This window comes from Polynucleobacter sinensis, from assembly GCF_001595985.1.
Taxonomy (GTDB): domain Bacteria; phylum Pseudomonadota; class Gammaproteobacteria; order Burkholderiales; family Burkholderiaceae; genus Polynucleobacter; species Polynucleobacter sinensis.
The window spans coordinates 251,507-267,774 of the sequence record NZ_LOJJ01000003.1; the positions used below are offsets into that span (position 1 = coordinate 251,507).

Below are 16,268 nucleotides of genomic sequence, written 5' to 3' on the forward strand. Positions count from 1 at the left end.
ATTTATGCTGGCACTACGCGATGAATGGCGCGTTCCTTGACTGGCAAATTCACCAGGAAGGCAAAGACTCCAAGGGCAATGGCAATATTCCAGACAATGGAATAAGAGCCAGTGCGATCAAATAAATAGCCCCCAAAGTAAGCGCCACAAAAGCTGCCCAACTGGTGAGAAAAGAATACGAGACCAGAGAGCATCGATAGATATTTCACGCCAAAAATTTGCGCCACAATCGCATTGGTTAATGGAATGGTGGAGAGCCATAAAAATCCCATAATGGCGGCAAAAATATATGTCGACATTGGGCTAAGTGGCAGCCACAAAAAACCCATGATGGCGATTGATCGAGATAGATAGATGGCTGATAAGAGGTAGCGTTTTGGAAAACGCTGTCCTAATATGCCGGCACTGTATGTGCCAAAGATATTAAATAAACCTATCAATGCAAGTGCAGTGGTCGCGACTGCTGGTGCACCTACTTCTGGATAGATGAAAGATAAATCTTTCAAGTAAGGCGCCAAATGAACAGCAATAAATACCACCTGAAAACCACACACAAAATACCCCAAGGTTAGCAACCGAAAGCTAGGATTTCCGGCGGCTTCTTTTAAGGCCTCCTTAATCGTTTGATCGCCACGTTGATGGGTATTGACGACATTAGGTTCGCGCAACATCAATGCAATTGGAATCATGAGGCTAGCCATCAAAGCCAGTAGCAGTAGCGCATCGTTTGCACCAAAGCTACTAAGCAAACCTTGCTCTAATGGGATCATTAAAAATTGACCGAATGATCCTGCTGCTGCTGTGATACCCATTGCCCAGACACGTTTCTCTGCGGAAACATTGCGCCCTAAAATCCCGTAGACCACGCTATAGGTTGTTGCGGTTTGCGCAAGCCCAATCAGTAAGCCGCCTGCTAACGAAAAGTTCAGCGCATCCGTTGACAAAGCCATCCCAGTCAAACCAAGGGCATAGAGGGTGCCTCCGGCGATCATGATTTTCAGTGCGCCAAAGCGATCAGCTAATGCGCCAGTGATCGGTTGAAATGCGCCCCAGATCAAATTTTGCAGCGCAATAGTAAGGGCGAAGGTTTCACGCCCCCATCCATTCGCAGAGGTGATGGGCAAGTTAAAGAGCCCAAAACCATGGCGAATACCCATGGACAGAGTCACTAAGAGTCCGCCGTAGATCAGTAGCTGTCTAAGGGGGAGCTTTTGGGCTGACTGGATCATTGGCCTAAATAATGCCTTTGTTATGGAGAGCCTTAATAGCCTGGGTATCTAAATTTAAGCGTTCACGCAGAATGTCGTCCGTATGTTGGCCTAAGGTTGGTGGTGGCATGCGCACCTCGACCGGCGTTTCCGATAAGCGCATTGGACTTGAAACCAACTTCATTGTGCCTGTGGTGGGGTGTGGAACCTCGATTTGGATACCTCTAGCCTTCACTTGTTCATTCTCAAATACTTCCTGGAAGTTGTTTATGGGCCCGCAAGGAACATTTGCCTGCTCTAGTAGGGCTATCCATTCTGACTTGGTTTTTTGTTTGGTCATGCTTTCTAGCAATGGAATCAAAGACTTGCGGTTTTCCACCCGAAGTGGGTTGGTGAGATAAAGGGGATTGTCAGCTAAATGAGCCTCACCACCGACGGTGACAAAGTGCTTGAATTGACCATCATTGCCAACTCCAACAATCATCCAACCATCAGCCGTGGGGAATGTTTGATAGGGAACAATGATAGGGGAGGCGTTTCCCCATCGCCTTGGGATCTGATCGGAGCAGAGATATGCGCTCGCCACATTGGCCATGACTGCAACCTGAGTATCCAAAAGGGCCATATCAATGTATTGCCCTTGACCGGTTTGGTCACGATGCACTACTGCCGCCAAAATCGCCGTAGTGGCATACATGCCGGTAAAGATGTCAGCAACGGCCACCCCAGCCTTTTGTGGGCTCGCCCCTGGGAAGTCATCTGCCTCCCCAGTAACGCTCATAAAACCGCCCATACCCTGAATAATGAAGTCGTAGCCTGGGCGGTGGGCATAAGGACCATTTTGACCAAAGCCGGTAATGGAGCAGTAGATCAGGTCAGACTTAACCTTCTTAAGGCTTTCATAATCAAGGCCATACTTGGCCAGGTCGCCAACTTTGTAGTTTTCAATGACCACATCGGAGTCTTTTGCCAGTTGGCGAATAATGTCCTGACCTTCTGGCTTGCTGATATCGACGGTGATCGAGCGCTTATTGCGGTTGATGCAGATGAAGTAGGCTGACTCAGTAGTTTCTTGGCCATGAGGATCTTTGGCGAAGGGAGGGCCCCAGTGTCGGGTATCGTCTCCAGCCCCGGGCCGCTCGACTTTGATGACGTCAGCGCCAAGATCAGCAAGATTTTGTGTGCACCATGGGCCGGCAAGAACACGGCTGAGGTCTAAAACGCGAATATGACTTAAGGCTCCCATTGTTCAATTTTGGCACGAAAGATGGGGGAATTCTGCAAAATTCAGGTTTTGTCTTCGGACATGACTACAATTTGCGCGCATGGCTACTCGTAAAACATCCGAATACAGCGAATCATCGATTCAGGTCCTCAAGGGACTAGAACCTGTCCGTCAGCGGCCAGGTATGTACACCCGCACCGACAATCCTTTGCACATCATCCAAGAGGTCTTGGATAACGCTTCTGATGAAGCCCTAGGAGGCTTTGGTAAGCAAATTATCGTTACCTTACATACCGATGGCAGTGTGAGCGTTGAAGATGATGGCCGCGGAATTCCCGTGGGAATGCATCCTACCGAAAAGTTGCCAGTCGTTGAAATCGTCTTTACGCAACTGCATGCAGGTGGCAAGTTTGAGAAAGGTACTGGCGGTGCCTATGCGTTCTCTGGTGGATTGCATGGCGTTGGTGTTTCTGTCACCAATGCGTTATCTAAGCGTCTGAAAGTGACTGTGTGGCGCGATGGGCAGGTTTCAACACTCACTTTTGCTGATGGCAAGGTGATTGAAAAGTTGAAATCAGTAGCGTCAAGCAAAGAAGATAAGTCTCATGGCACGCGTGTCCGCGCATGGCCAGATGGAAAGTATTTCGATAGTTCTGCGATACCAATGCCAGAACTCATTCGTTTGTTACGCTCTAAAGCTGTTTTATTGCCTGGCGTCAAAGTCACTTTGATTCAAGAAAAGTCTGGTGAGAGTCAAACTTGGCAATATGCCCAAGGATTGCGTGGTTACCTCAATGAGGCAATGGCTCAAGCTGGTCATGGCGCTGAAGTCATTCCTCCGTTTGAGGGCGAACAATATGCGACCGGTAATGGCGAGGATGATTCCTTTGCTGAAGGCGAGGGCGCTGCATGGGTTGTTACCTGGACGGAAGATGGAGCGCCAGTTCGTGAGAGTTATGTGAACCTTATTCCAACTCCTGCTGGTGGCACACATGAGAGTGGCTTACGGGAAGGTCTGTTTAATGCTGTCAAAGGCTTTATCGAAATGCATGCCTTGCAACCAAAGGGTGTCAAGTTGATGCCCGAGGATGTTTTCGCACGCGCCTCATTTATTTTGTCTGCCAAGGTATTGGATCCTCAATTTCAAGGTCAGATCAAAGAGCGTTTAAATTCTCGAGATGCGGTGCGTTTAGTTTCTGGTTACGCTAAATCTGCATTAGAGCTTTGGCTAAATGAGCACGTTGATTACGGACGTAAGCTCGCTGATCTGGTTATCAAGCAAGCCCAAGCAAGAACACGCGCTGGTCAAAAAGTTGAAAAGAAAAAATCTTCTGGAGTTGCCGTTTTACCTGGAAAGTTAACTGATTGCGAGAGTCAAGATACCAGTCTGAATGAAATCTTTCTTGTTGAGGGTGATTCAGCAGGCGGCTCAGCCAAGATGGGGCGCAATAAGGAATATCAGGCAATTCTTCCGCTGCGCGGTAAGGTGCTTAATACTTGGGAGGCAGAGCGCGATCGCTTGTTTGCTAACAACGAAGTTCACGACATTGCGGTAGCGATTGGTGTGGATCCGCATGGTGCAAATGACAATCCTGATTTGTCTAATCTGCGCTATGGCAAAGTTTGCATTCTGTCTGATGCTGACGTGGATGGTGCGCATATTCAAGTTTTACTTCTCACTCTGTTCTATAAGCATTTCCCTAAACTTATTGAATTGGGTCATGTGCACATATCAAGGCCGCCATTATTTAGAGTTGATGCGCCTGCACGTGGAAAAAAACCAGCGCAGAAAATCTATGCACTAGATGCAAATGAGCTGCAAGCGATTGAAGATAAGTTGCGCAAGGATGGTGTTAAAGAGTCCGCTTGGCAAATCTCTCGCTTCAAAGGCTTGGGCGAGATGAGTGCCGAGCAATTGTGGGATACGACATTAAATCCGGATACACGTCGCTTATTGCCCGTTACATTAGGTAGTTGGACTGAGGACGAAACAATCAAAACTATGGATATGTTGATGGGCAAATCTGAATCCGGGGCGCGAAGAGATTGGCTTGAAGAGCGTGGTAACGAAGTAGAGGCGGATATCTAATGGCGATTAAAAAAACTCCCGGTGAAATAGATCAGGCTGATTTATTTTCTAATTCCTCCGATGCTCTTGAGGTGGATATTGTTGAGGTAGATGCACCTCTTGCTCCTACGGCAGGTGGCCCTAAAGATCCTCATGATCCAAAAGTGGTTGAGCTCAATGAGGATGATAAAGACAGCTTAACGCTGGCAGTCTATGCCGAGCGTGCCTATCTTGATTACGCAATCAGCGTGGTTAAAGGTCGTGCATTACCCGATGTATCTGATGGTCAAAAACCAGTGCAGCGCCGCATCTTATTCTCGATGAGTGAGATGGGCTTGCGTGCAGATGCAAAGCCAGTTAAAAGCGCCCGTGTTGTAGGCGATGTATTGGGTAAGTTTCATCCTCATGGCGATCAATCTGCGTATGACGCTTTAGTACGTTTGGCGCAAAGCTTCTCATTGCGCTACCCGCTGATTGATGGACAGGGAAACTTTGGTTCGCGTGATGGTGACGGTGCGGCGGCAATGCGCTATACCGAGGCGCGTTTAACCAAGATTGCGAGTTTATTGTTAAGTGAGATCGATGAAGGCACTGTCGATTTTGCGCCTAACTATGACGGTTCGTTTCAAGAGCCAAAGCTATTACCAGCGCGTTTGCCGTTTGTTCTTTTAAACGGAGCTTCTGGCATTGCAGTGGGTATGGCTACCGAAATCCCTTCCCACAACCTCCGTGAAGTTGCTAGCGCTGCTATTGCTTTAATGAAGTCGCCAAAGATGACGACCTCAGAGCTTTTAGAGATCATGCCTGGACCAGATTACCCGGGCGGCGGACAAATCATTTCTTCGGCAGCAGAGATTGCGCAAATTTATGAGACTGGCCGCGGTAGCTTGAAGGTCCGTGCTCGATGGTCTATTGAAGAATTGGCTCGCGGTCAATGGCAAATCGTTGTGAATGAATTGCCACCCTCAACCTCATCTCAACGTGTTCTGCAAGAGATTGAGGAGATCACCAATCCAAAAGTGAAGGTTGGTAAAAAGACCTTAACTCCAGAGCAGAATAATCTTAAGTCCACCATCTTGAATGTCTTGGATGGTGTTCGTGATGAATCTAGTAAAGACGCAGCAGTGCGTTTGGTATTTGAGCCTAAAAGCAAGAATATTGATGTCAATGAGTTTGTTAATCTCTTGCTGGCTCACACTTCTCTAGAATCTAATGCGCCAATGAACTTGGTGATGATCGGTACTGATGGTCGTCCACGTCAAAAGGGTTTAAAAGAGATTATTTCTGAGTGGATCTCCTTTAGAGTGGGCACGGTGACTCGCCGTACCCAGTATCGTTTGGGTAAAGTCAAAGACCGGATGCATATTTTAGAAGGGCGTTTAACAGTTCTTCTCAATATTGATAAGGTCATCAAGATTATTCGCAATAGCGATGAGCCCAAAGTCGATTTGATCAAAGAATTCAAACTCAGTGAGCGCCAAGCGGAAGATATCTTAGACATCCGTTTGCGTCAGTTAGCTCGCCTTGAGGGTATTAAGATTGAGCAAGAGCTTAAAGAGTTGAAGTCTGAGCGCGATGATCTCGAGGGGCTGCTGCAAAGCGATACAGTATTACGCAAGCGCATCATCAAAGAGATCGAATCAGACATGAAAGAGTTTGGCGATGATCGTCGTACATTAATCCAAGAGGATAAGCGCGCTGTTGCGGAAACTAAAGTGCTTGATGAGCCCGTGACTGTCATTGTTTCTCAAAAAGGTTGGGTTCGCGTTCGCCAAGGACATGATCACGATGCCACTCAGTTTAGTTTTAAAGCGGGTGATGGACTCTATGCCACATTTGAATGTCGCACGGTAGATGTAATGCAGGGCTTTGGTAGCGACGGTCGTGTTTATACCGTCCCAGTCAGTGAGCTACCAGGCGCACGTGGTGATGGGTCGCCTTTAACTAGCTTTGTTAATTTAGCTGCAGGATCGCAAATGGTTGCGTATTATGCTGGCCAAGCAGATGATTTGGTATTGATTTCTACTAGAGCAGGTAACGGTTTCCTGGCTAATGTTGCCGATATGACAACGCGTAATAAGGCCGGCAAATCGTTTGTTGGAATCGATAGCAAGTTTGCTGGTGGAGATGCACCCTTGGGAGCTGCTAAGGTCACGGTGGGCATGAAGCAGGTTGCTTGCCTTTCAGAGAGTTCTAAATTGTTGGTATTCCCATTAGATGAACTCAAGCGCTTGCCTACTGGTGGTAAGGGCGTCATTCTGATGGGTTTAGATGATAAAGAAAAATTAGCCTCTGCGATTGCTGTTGGCCCTGAAGGCGCTACCTATTCTGGTGCTGGTCGTGCTGGCAAACCTACTGAATTGAATCTGGATGCGAAAACCTTAAAGTCCTTTGCTGGTAATCGTGCCCGCAAAGGTCATTTTGTCGAGCCGCGCCTAAAAGATGCAAAGTTAAAAGCTAACTAACTTTTGATGTACCCTCATAATGAAAAGCCCCTTCAGTAAATTGATCGGGCTTTTTCTTTTGCTACTTTTTGGGTGGTATGGGGGCGCCGTATTTAACTGCAATGACCTCAGCGAGGATAGACACAGCAATCTCTGGCGGTGTTAATGCGCCGATACTCATGCCAACTGGGCCATGCAATCGCTCAACCTCTTCACGTGTGACATCAAATTCGAGTAAGCGATCTTTCCGCTTCTGAGTGTTGACGCGGCTCCCTAAGGCGCCAACATAAAAGGCGGGCGACTTTAAGGCCTCCATTAATGCCATGTCATCGAGCTTGGGGTCGTGAGTCAGGGCAACAACAGCCGTATGCGAATCGACGCCAAGTTCAAGCAGCACATCATCAGGCATTCCCTTAATGAATTGAATATTCTCGCGATCAATACCTTCGGCATACTCTTCCCGAGGATCTATCACAATCACCTCAAAGTCAGAAGCCAAGGCAAAGTCAGCTGTGTATAAAGAAAGTTGTCCTGCGCCGATAATCACCATACGCCATCGTGGCCCGTAGGTGGTTTTCATGATCACATCGTCACATACAAATGCGTCATTGCGATCCCCCGGGGTGAGAAGTGATTTGCCGCTTGAGAGAGTGACTGTTCTCGACGTCATTTGATGATGCGTGATCGAGTGCAAAATCTCCTCTAATACATGCAATTCAGGCTTTGGCTCCACCAATAATCTTAAGGTGCCACCACAAGGGAGGCCAAAACGCGCGGCCTCTTGTTGGGTAACACCGTAAACCACCATCTCTGGGGTATCTAGAGTCATGATTTCTGATTGAACGCGGCGTATTAGATCATCCTCAACGCAGCCGCCAGATACTGATCCCATAACTTGCCCATCTTCACGTATGGCAAGCCACGAGCCAACGGGTCTTGGTGCCGAACCCCAGGTTTGGACAACGGTAGCTAAAGCAACCTGATGGCCGTGTTTAAGCCAGTCAACAGTAGTTTTTAATACGCTTAAATCGGTGCTGTTCATCTCTTATCTGGTCAATCTTCTGTTTAATATCAATTTGCTGCCGAATTAATTATTATCACCCTAATGATCCACTCTAGTGACTCTATTGATCCACTCTCTCTGCGCCTGGCAGTTTTATTGCTTGCAGCAGGAGAGGGGAGTCGTATGGGCTCAAGACCCAAGGCATTGCTAAAGAGGGGTGATCAAACTCTCCTTGAGCGCTGTATTGAGGCCGTTCAGCCTTTTTCACCTGTGGAATTTGTATTGCTGACAGGATTTCATGCAGAGCTCATAGAGAACTATCTGATTGATCTAAAGCCGGGTTTGAACTGTCCAATCCGAGTTGTGCGTAATGTTGCCCCTGAAAGAGGTCAGGCTTCATCAGTTCGCCTGGGACTAGAGTCGCTCAAGAGTGATTTTGATGTGCTACTGATTTTTCTCTCAGATCAACCCGAAATAACTGATCAGGAGATTGCGCAATTGATGCGGTCATATATCGCTAAAAGCGTTGGTAAAGAGATTGTGTTGCCTATGGTGAGTGGGCAAAGGGGCAATCCGGTCTTATTATCCCGGCAAGCCATTGCAAATATTCTGGAGACACCTGGCTTAGCATGTCGCCCCTATATGGATGCTCATCCTGAAAAAATTTGTTCAATGGAAACGGATAATCGAGCTTTTGTAGTGGATGTCGACACGGTGGACGACATCCAAAAGCAACAACTTGAATAAGAGTAATTTGTCGATTTAAATTTCAGCAATCAGTTCAATTTCTACGCAGGCACCCAAAGGAATTTGTGCGACCCCAAATGCGCTCCTAGCGTGTTTACCAGCCTCACCAAATACTTCAAAGAGAAGCTCAGAACAACCGTTGATGACAAGATGTTGTTCGGTGTAATCGCCAGTGGAGTTCACTAAGCCCATTACTTTCACAATGCGCTTTACTTTGTCCAGAGAGCCCAAATGATTTTGAAGGGTTGATATCAAATCAATCGCGATAGATTTAGCGGCAGCTTTGCCGGTGTCAGTATCCATATTCAGGCCTAATTTTCCGACCCAAGGTTTGCCATCTTTTTTTGCGATGTGGCCAGAGACAAATACGGTGTTGCCTGTGGTTGCAGCCATAACATAAGCCGCCGCTGGAGGGCCGGGTGGTGGTAGATCAATTCCAAGGGTTTTGAGTCGATCGCTAATATGATTTGTCATCGTGTATTTATAAAAGAGGGGTTAAAAAATAAAGGTGGGAAATAAGCTGCCGAATAATAATATTTATCCAAGATTTAAATCTTACTTGGAAAGCTGCCGCATGGCTGCCTCAAGACCATTTAGGGTGACTGGATACATTCGATCTTTCATCAATCCACGCATGATGTCGATCGATTGGCGATATTGCCAGACTGATTCGGGTTCGGGATTAAGCCATGCGAAATGGGGGAAATGTTCGATCAAGCGATTGATCCAGGTGGCCCCAGCCTCTTTATTGTTATATTCCACGGAGCCATTAGCACTCAAAATTTCATACGGAGACATTGTGGCATCACCAATAAAAATCAATTTATAGTCCGAACCATATTTGTTAATGATGTCCTGAGTAGCTGTGACTTGATCGCGTCTGCGGCGATTACTCTGCCAAAGGTATTCATAAACGCAATTATGAAAGTAGTAATACTCCAGGTGCTTGAACTCTGTTTTTACTGCCGTGAAAAGTTCGGATATCCGCGCAATATGATCATCCATGGAGCCACCCACATCCATCAACAATAAAACCTTTACTTGATTATGTCGCTCTGGACGCATCTGAATATCAAGCATTCCCGCATTGGCGGCAGTAGAGTGGATCGTTTTATCTAAATCTAGCTCGAAATTTGAGCCCTCTCGTGCGAAGCGACGTAAACGTCGCAGTGCCATTTTGATATTACGAGTGCCTAGGCTTAAATCGCTGTCATAGTCTTTAAATTCTCGCGCTTCCCACACCTTAATCGCAGTGCGATTGCCAGCACTCTCACCGCCAATTCGAATACCTTCAGGATGGTAACCGCTATGTCCAAAGGGGGAGGAGCCGCCAGCACCAATCCATTTATTGCCGCCACCATGCCACTCCTTTTGCTCCTTTAATAATTCTTGAAGTCGCTTTTGGAGAGCCTCTGGTCCGCCAAGTTTTTTTAGGGCGGCTTTTTCTTCCTCGCTCAATACACGCTGCAGTTTTTTCTCCAACCAATCGGCCGGTATATCTGGCGAGAGCGCAATGATTTGCTCGATACCATTAAAGTAGGCTGCAAAAGCCTGATCAAAGCGATCGAAGTGTTGCTCATCTTTGACCAAAGTCATCCGTGCTAGTTGATAAAACTCATCGATTGAGGGATCGATAACGCCCCTCTTTAGAGCATCAAGAAGAGTGAGAAACTCGCGAACCGATACGGGGACCTTGGCTTCTTTGAGTTTGAGAAAGAATTGAATCAGCATAGACGTGCCGAAAACTAATGCGGTTTTCGGTTAGCGATGATTGCGATTCATCATGACCAAACGCTCAAATAAATGAATGTCTTGTTCATTTTTTAACAACGCGCCATGGAGAGGGGGAACAGCAATCTTGTCATCGTTGCTATGCAGTGCGTCCGCGGGGATATCTTCTGCAAGCAGTAGCTTAAGCCAATCAATCAGCTCTGATGTAGAAGGCTTTTTCTTCAAGCCAGGAAGGGAGCGGATTTGGTAAAAAGATTTGAGAGCGGCCTCGAGTAGATCTTTTTTGATATTGGGGTGGTGCACATCGACGATGTTTTGCATGGTTCCAGCATCTGGAAATGAAATGTAATGGAAGAAGCAGCGACGCAAAAATGCATCCGGTAATTCTTTTTCATTATTTGAAGTGATGATGACTAAGGGTCTATGTTTTGCCTTGATCAGCTCCCGCGTTTCATAGACATAGAATTCCATGCGATCGATTTCACGCAAAAGATCATTTGGAAATTCAATATCCGCCTTATCGATTTCATCAATCAACAGCACAACAGGTTCATCCGCTTCAAAGGCTTGCCAAAGAACGCCTTTCACAATGTAGTTGCGAATATCTTTAACTTTTTCATCGCCCAATTGGGAGTCTCTGAGTCGACTCACTGCATCGTATTCATAAAGACCTTGCTGAGCCTTAGTTGTGGATTTGATGTGCCATTGCATTAGTGGCATCTTGAGAGCGGCAGCCACTTCCTCGGCTAACATTGTCTTTCCGGTGCCTGGTTCACCTTTAATCAGAAGGGGGCGTCCAAGCTGCATCGCAGCGTTTACAGCCAATTTCAGATCATCAGTCGCCACATAGCTTTGGGACCCGTCAAATCTCGCTTTTTTCGCAGTCATTGTTTTAATTCATTAAATATTGGTTCAATAGCCTTGCAGTATAGGTAAAAGCGCTCTGATTTTCAGTGTTTTTACGGATTTGGAGGTCCGATATGGCGTGTGCAAGCCACTCTCCGCTATACTCTTTGCAAATTGATTTAAATCAAACCTGTTAATGATGATTTCTATGAAAAAACACCTCATTCTTTCCCAATTGGCCCTATGCGCTAGCCTGGCATTTGCTGGAGTATCTGTGCAGGCTCAAGAAGTAAAAGGCTCGGCTCAGGCTGCTCAAGGCAAGGTTTGGCTCTGTGTTGGCTGCCATTCCATTCCTGACTATCGTGCAGACTATCCCTTTACCTATAAGGTGCCTATGTTGGGCGGTCAAAACGCCGCTTACATCGCTAGCGCTTTAGCTGCGTATAAGAAGGGTGAACGCAAGCATCCAACAATGCGCTCAGTTGCGGCCAGCCTATCTGATCAAGATATGGCCGACCTTGGCGAATACTATGCTGCGCAAACTGCCAGCTCACCGAATAACCCATTGAAGTGATATTTAGAGGCACGTTTATGAAAGTCGCACTATTTACCGCCATTTTGTTATCTAGCATTGGTTTAGCGCATGCTGCTAATGCAGATAAAGGTCAAGCACTCGTTGAGAAGGCAAATTGTGCCTCCTGTCATGGTGCTGGCTTAAATGCTCCCATTCTTCCTGCATACCCCAAGCTTGGAGGTCAGTATCAAGATTACTTGTATTACGCTTTACGCGCCTATCAATTGGGCAATTCCAATGCTCAATTTGGCCGCAATAACGCTGTGATGTCCTCTCAGGTTCAGACCTTTTCTGATGCTGATCTACAGGATATCGCTGCTTACATTTCGAAATTACCAGGAAATTTTGTGATCAAGAAGTAATTCTTTTTTCCTGAAGTGTCAAATTAAAGGCTTAGGATAATCTCCTAAGCCTTTGTTTTATATACACTTTTACTACATTCAACTTATTTTGTTGCCTCAAGCCCTCGAGCCAAATGCTTGCGCATAGCCGATTCGGCAGCTGCGGGGTCTCTCTTGAGGATGGCCTGAAGAATCTCCCGGTGCTCAAGTAGTGAACTTTGTAGGCGGCCGCTACGACTCAGGGAGTCTCTGCGTTGAAGCTTGAGAACCTTGCGTAAATCCTCAATCACGCCATTCATCCACTTGTTCCCGGCTATATCTTGGATGAGATCGTGAAAGCGGACATTTATCTCAAAAAATTGTTCAATATCTCGGTCAGCAGCCGCTTTTTCCAGGCGATGGTGCAGATTATCGAGCTGCGTTAATTGATCTTCGCTTGCTTTGGTAGCTGTTTCTTTTGCTGCTTGCCCCTCTAAGAGCGAGAGAATAGTAAAAATCTGCTCTAAATCGCGACGATCCACTTCAGTGACATATGCGCCCCGGTTCATTTTGGTTGTCACCAGACCCTCAGAGGCCAAAACCTTGATGGCTTCTCGCATTGGCGTTCGGCTGATGCCAAATTCCATCGCCAATTTTTGCTCATCCAACCAACTGCCTGGCGCCAACTCATGGGCAAAAATCTGCTCCCGCAAACGCTCAGCTACGTTTTCGTAAAGAGGTCTATTTAGTAATTTTGTATTCATAATTATGTATACAGTATCTAGACAAATTATAAATTGTCAAGCAAAATAGCCCTACAAATTTAGAAACAATGCAATAAAGCCAACCGGGAGTGCTTTATGAGTAATAGTAAAAAGTCTGCGTCACATTCTTCTAACAGTTGGCCAAATGTTCCAGATAGCAATTTAGAGGCCTGGAAAAAATCAGCTCAAAAATCTGCACCTAACGGAGATGTAGATCAACTCGGTTGGAAGACACCTGATGGTATTCATCTCAAGGCGCTCTATACCTCTGAAGATGTTGATGGTCTGCAATACACCAATTCCTTGCCAGGTTTTGAGCCGTTTGTGCGTGGACCACAAGCAACAATGTATTCCGTTCGTCCATGGACTATTCGCCAGTACGCCGGATTCTCAACAGCCGAAGAATCTAATGCGTTTTACCGGAAAGCACTTGCCGCAGGAGGTCAAGGGGTATCCGTAGCTTTTGATTTGGCAACTCACCGTGGCTATGACTCAGACCATCCGCGTGTTACAGGTGATGTGGGTAAGGCTGGTGTTGCGATTGATTCTGTTGAGGACATGAAAATTTTGTTCGATGGTATTCCGTTGGACAAAGTCTCGGTATCGATGACGATGAATGGTGCGGTCTTGCCAGTGCTGGCAGGTTATATCGTCGCAGGTGAAGAGCAGGGCGTTAAGCAGGAGTTGTTATCTGGAACAATTCAGAATGACATTCTCAAAGAGTTCATGGTGCGCAATACCTATATTTATCCACCAGAGCCATCCATGCGCATCATTGGCGACATTATTGAGTACACCGCTAAGCACATGCCAAAATTTAACTCGATTTCCATATCGGGCTATCACATGCAAGAGGCTGGAGCAAATCAGGTTCTTGAATTGGCTTTCACATTGGCCGATGGAAAAGAGTATGTCAAAACTGCTCTTGCTAAAGGTCTTGATGTAGATGGATTTGCTGGTCGTCTTTCTTTCTTCTTTGCGATTGGTATGAACTTCTACCTAGAGGTCGCCAAGCTTCGTGCCGCACGACTCCTGTGGTGGCGCATTATGAAGTCCTTTGAACCAAAAAATCCAAAGTCCTTGATGTTGCGCACCCATTGCCAAACTTCTGGCTGGTCGCTCACAGAGCAAGACCCATACAACAACGTCGTTCGTACGACGGTAGAAGCAATGGCTGCGGTATTTGGCGGCACGCAGTCTCTCCATACCAACTCATTTGATGAGGCAATTGCATTGCCTTCGGAGTTCTCTAGCCGCATTGCACGAAACACCCAATTAATTTTGCAAGAAGAGACGCACATTACGAGCGTGATTGATCCATGGGCGGGTTCATACATGATGGAAAATCTCACGCAAGAAATGGCTGATAAGGCCTGGGAGATTATTCAGGAAGTCGATGCTATGGGTGGCATGACCAAGGCAGTTGAAAGTGGCTGGGCAAAACTCAAGATTGAAGCTGCTGCAGCAGAGAAGCAAGCCAAGATTGATTCAGGATCAGATGTAATCGTTGGTGTGAATAAGTACAAACTCGGCAAAGAAGATTTGGTCGATGTTCTTATGATTGACAACGATAAGGTTCGTGAAAGTCAAGTGGCTCGGTTGAAGGAGATTAAAGCCAAGCGTGATAGCAAGAAAGTGGAGGCTGCGCTTGATTCATTAACAAAGGCTGCAGAAGAAAACACCGGCAATTTGTTGGAGCTGGCAGTGCAGGCAATTCGTTTGCGTGCAACAGTTGGTGAAGTTTCTGATGCTTTGGAAAAAGTTTACGGGCGCCATCGCGCCGATACTCAAAAGGTGACAGGTGTGTATGCAGCTGCTTATGACTCAGCCGAGGGTTGGGAAAAACTGAAAGTAGAAATCGCCGATTTCGCAAAAGATTTTGGTCGTCGTCCACGAGTCATGATTGCCAAACTTGGTCAGGATGGCCATGATCGCGGCGCAAAGGTTGTTGCTACGGCCTATGCTGATTTGGGTTTTGACGTTGATATTGGCCCGCTATTCCAAACGCCGGAAGAATGCGCCCGTCAAGCCATTGAAAACGATGTGCACGCACTAGGTATCTCTACCTTGGCTGCTGGCCATAAGACTTTAGTACCCGCAATCATTGCAGAATTGAAGAAGCAGGGATCAGACGATATTATTGTGTTCGTCGGTGGTGTGATACCAAGACAAGACTATGAATTCTTATATGAAGCTGGTGTGAAAGGAATCTATGGTCCAGGCACACCAATTCCAGCATCAGCCAAGGATGTTCTTGAGCAGATTCGTAAGTCTGTAAAACCAGTCTAATACGGGATATTAGGTGCTTGAAGCTACCGACCAGGTCTTAGTAAACGACCTTACTGGCGCGCCATCGCTTAAGCAGCGACGCGCACTGGCGAAGATTATTACTTTGCTTGAGTCAACGCGTATGGATCATCGTCGGCGCGCTGACGAGGTTCTCAACACCTTATTGCCAAAAACAGGAAAATCATTTCGCTTAGGTATTTCTGGAGTTCCAGGAGTGGGCAAGTCCACCTTGATTGAATCACTTGGACTTTATCTCATAGAGAAGGGTCATCGTGTTGCCGTCCTGGCCATTGATCCTTCTTCCAGCTTATCTGGCGGATCTATTCTTGGCGATAAAACGCGCATGGAGAAGTTGTCGGTACTAGACAATGCCTTTATTCGTCCAAGCCCATCATCTTGCACTCTCGGTGGCGTAGCAGAGAAAACACGCGAAGCAATGTTGGTTGCTGAAGCCGCGGGTTTTGATGTGATTATTGTTGAAACGGTTGGCGTTGGTCAAAGCGAGATTGCCGTAGCGGGCATGACGGATATGTTTTTGCTATTGCAACTCCCAAACGCTGGCGATGATCTACAGGCGATTAAAAAAGGCGTCATGGAAATTGCCGATTTAATTGTCATTAACAAGGTCGACATAGACCCAGATGCCGCCATGCGTGCCCAATTATTTATTACTAGCTCTTTACGCTTGCTAGGCTTTCAAGGTAATCCAGATCACGCTTCTCACGATCAAGAGTTCTGGCATCCTACTGTGATGACCTTGAGTGCCTTGCAAGGTAGTGGCGTACCAGAGTTATGGGAAAAGATTTTGCATTTTCAAAAACTACAAAACGCTAATGGCAAATTGCAATCACGTCGTCAACAGCAAGCGGGCGCTTGGATGTGGGACAGGATTGATGCTGGACTGAAAAACGCTTTTCGGAATCACCCCGCAGTACAAACATTATTGCCCGGCATTACTGCCGAGGTAAATCAAGGAACCATGGCCGCTTCTGTTGCTGCGAGACGTTTGCTCGAGGCAATGGGGCATGAATTTTTCTAAGGGAGTAGGT

14 protein-coding genes are annotated in these 16,268 nt (G+C 46.7%); 7 read left to right on the forward strand and 7 right to left on the reverse strand.

The window, feature by feature from the left end; genetic code table 11:
* Positions 1-2: 2 nt before the first annotated feature.
* Both AOB49_RS05045 and AOB49_RS05050 read right to left on the reverse strand, forming a co-directional pair.
* Positions 3-1,229 (reverse strand): MFS transporter, encoded by a 1,227-nt coding sequence (locus AOB49_RS05045; RefSeq protein WP_062308664.1) that lies wholly within the window; start codon positions 1,227-1,229, stop codon positions 3-5.
* 4 nt (positions 1,230-1,233) lie between these two features.
* The gene (locus tag AOB49_RS05050) at positions 1,234-2,454 is read right to left on the reverse strand and encodes a CaiB/BaiF CoA transferase family protein (RefSeq protein ID WP_062308666.1); all 1,221 of its coding nucleotides are present in this window, start codon (positions 2,452-2,454) and stop codon (positions 1,234-1,236) included.
* Between the two features lie 79 nt (positions 2,455-2,533).
* On the opposite strand from AOB49_RS05050, the gene AOB49_RS05055 reads away from it, so the two are divergent.
* A complete protein-coding gene (locus AOB49_RS05055) occupies positions 2,534-4,522 on the forward strand; it encodes a DNA topoisomerase IV subunit B (protein ID WP_062308668.1) in 1,989 nt (662 codons plus the stop codon).
* A gap of 71 nt (positions 4,523-4,593) precedes the next feature.
* Positions 4,594-6,966, forward strand: a complete 2,373-nt coding sequence (gene parC / locus AOB49_RS05060; protein ID WP_245640639.1) for a DNA topoisomerase IV subunit A — start codon at positions 4,594-4,596, stop codon at positions 6,964-6,966.
* A gap of 61 nt (positions 6,967-7,027) precedes the next feature.
* On the opposite strand, the gene AOB49_RS05065 is transcribed toward parC, so the two are convergent.
* Positions 7,028-7,987 carry an XdhC family protein gene (locus tag AOB49_RS05065; protein ID WP_062308670.1) on the reverse strand — a complete coding sequence of 320 codons (960 nt, stop codon included), beginning with the start codon at positions 7,985-7,987 and terminating at the stop codon, positions 7,028-7,030.
* Between the two features lie 63 nt (positions 7,988-8,050).
* Between AOB49_RS05065 and AOB49_RS05070 the strand changes: the two genes are divergently transcribed.
* A complete protein-coding gene (locus AOB49_RS05070) occupies positions 8,051-8,695 on the forward strand; it encodes a nucleotidyltransferase family protein (protein WP_062308672.1) in 645 nt (214 codons plus the stop codon).
* 15 nt (positions 8,696-8,710) lie between these two features.
* Here AOB49_RS05070 and AOB49_RS05075 read toward each other — a convergent pair whose 3' ends face one another.
* From AOB49_RS05075 to AOB49_RS05085, 3 genes are all read right to left on the reverse strand, one after another.
* Positions 8,711-9,169 carry a RidA family protein gene (locus AOB49_RS05075; RefSeq protein WP_062308674.1) on the reverse strand — a complete coding sequence of 153 codons (459 nt, stop codon included), beginning with the start codon at positions 9,167-9,169 and terminating at the stop codon, positions 8,711-8,713.
* An 81-nt stretch (positions 9,170-9,250) separates the two neighbouring features.
* Positions 9,251-10,426, reverse strand: a complete 1,176-nt coding sequence (locus tag AOB49_RS05080) for a vWA domain-containing protein (protein ID WP_062308676.1) — start codon at positions 10,424-10,426, stop codon at positions 9,251-9,253.
* 30 nt (positions 10,427-10,456) lie between these two features.
* Positions 10,457-11,314 (reverse strand): AAA family ATPase, encoded by an 858-nt coding sequence (locus AOB49_RS05085; RefSeq protein ID WP_062308678.1) that lies wholly within the window; start codon positions 11,312-11,314, stop codon positions 10,457-10,459.
* 166 nt (positions 11,315-11,480) lie between these two features.
* Here AOB49_RS05085 and AOB49_RS05090 point away from each other — a divergent pair, with 166 nt between their 5' ends.
* On the forward strand, positions 11,481-11,846 hold the full coding sequence (locus tag AOB49_RS05090; RefSeq protein ID WP_062309323.1) for a c-type cytochrome: 366 nt from the start codon (positions 11,481-11,483) through the stop codon (positions 11,844-11,846).
* Positions 11,847-11,863: 17 nt separating this feature from the next.
* Positions 11,864-12,208, forward strand: a complete 345-nt coding sequence (locus AOB49_RS05095; RefSeq protein WP_062308680.1) for a c-type cytochrome — start codon at positions 11,864-11,866, stop codon at positions 12,206-12,208.
* Positions 12,209-12,291: 83 nt separating this feature from the next.
* Here the strand turns inward: AOB49_RS05095 and AOB49_RS05100 are convergent, their stop codons facing one another.
* The gene (locus AOB49_RS05100) at positions 12,292-12,930 is read right to left on the reverse strand and encodes a GntR family transcriptional regulator (protein ID WP_062308682.1); all 639 of its coding nucleotides are present in this window, start codon (positions 12,928-12,930) and stop codon (positions 12,292-12,294) included.
* A 96-nt stretch (positions 12,931-13,026) separates the two neighbouring features.
* On the opposite strand from AOB49_RS05100, the gene scpA reads away from it, so the two are divergent.
* Positions 13,027-15,219, forward strand: coding sequence for a methylmalonyl-CoA mutase (gene scpA, locus AOB49_RS05105; RefSeq protein ID WP_062308684.1), 2,193 nt, complete (start codon positions 13,027-13,029; stop codon positions 15,217-15,219).
* A gap of 13 nt (positions 15,220-15,232) precedes the next feature.
* Positions 15,233-16,258 carry a methylmalonyl Co-A mutase-associated GTPase MeaB gene (meaB, locus tag AOB49_RS05110; RefSeq protein ID WP_062308685.1) on the forward strand — a complete coding sequence of 342 codons (1,026 nt, stop codon included), beginning with the start codon at positions 15,233-15,235 and terminating at the stop codon, positions 16,256-16,258.
* Positions 16,259-16,268 lie beyond the last annotated feature (10 nt).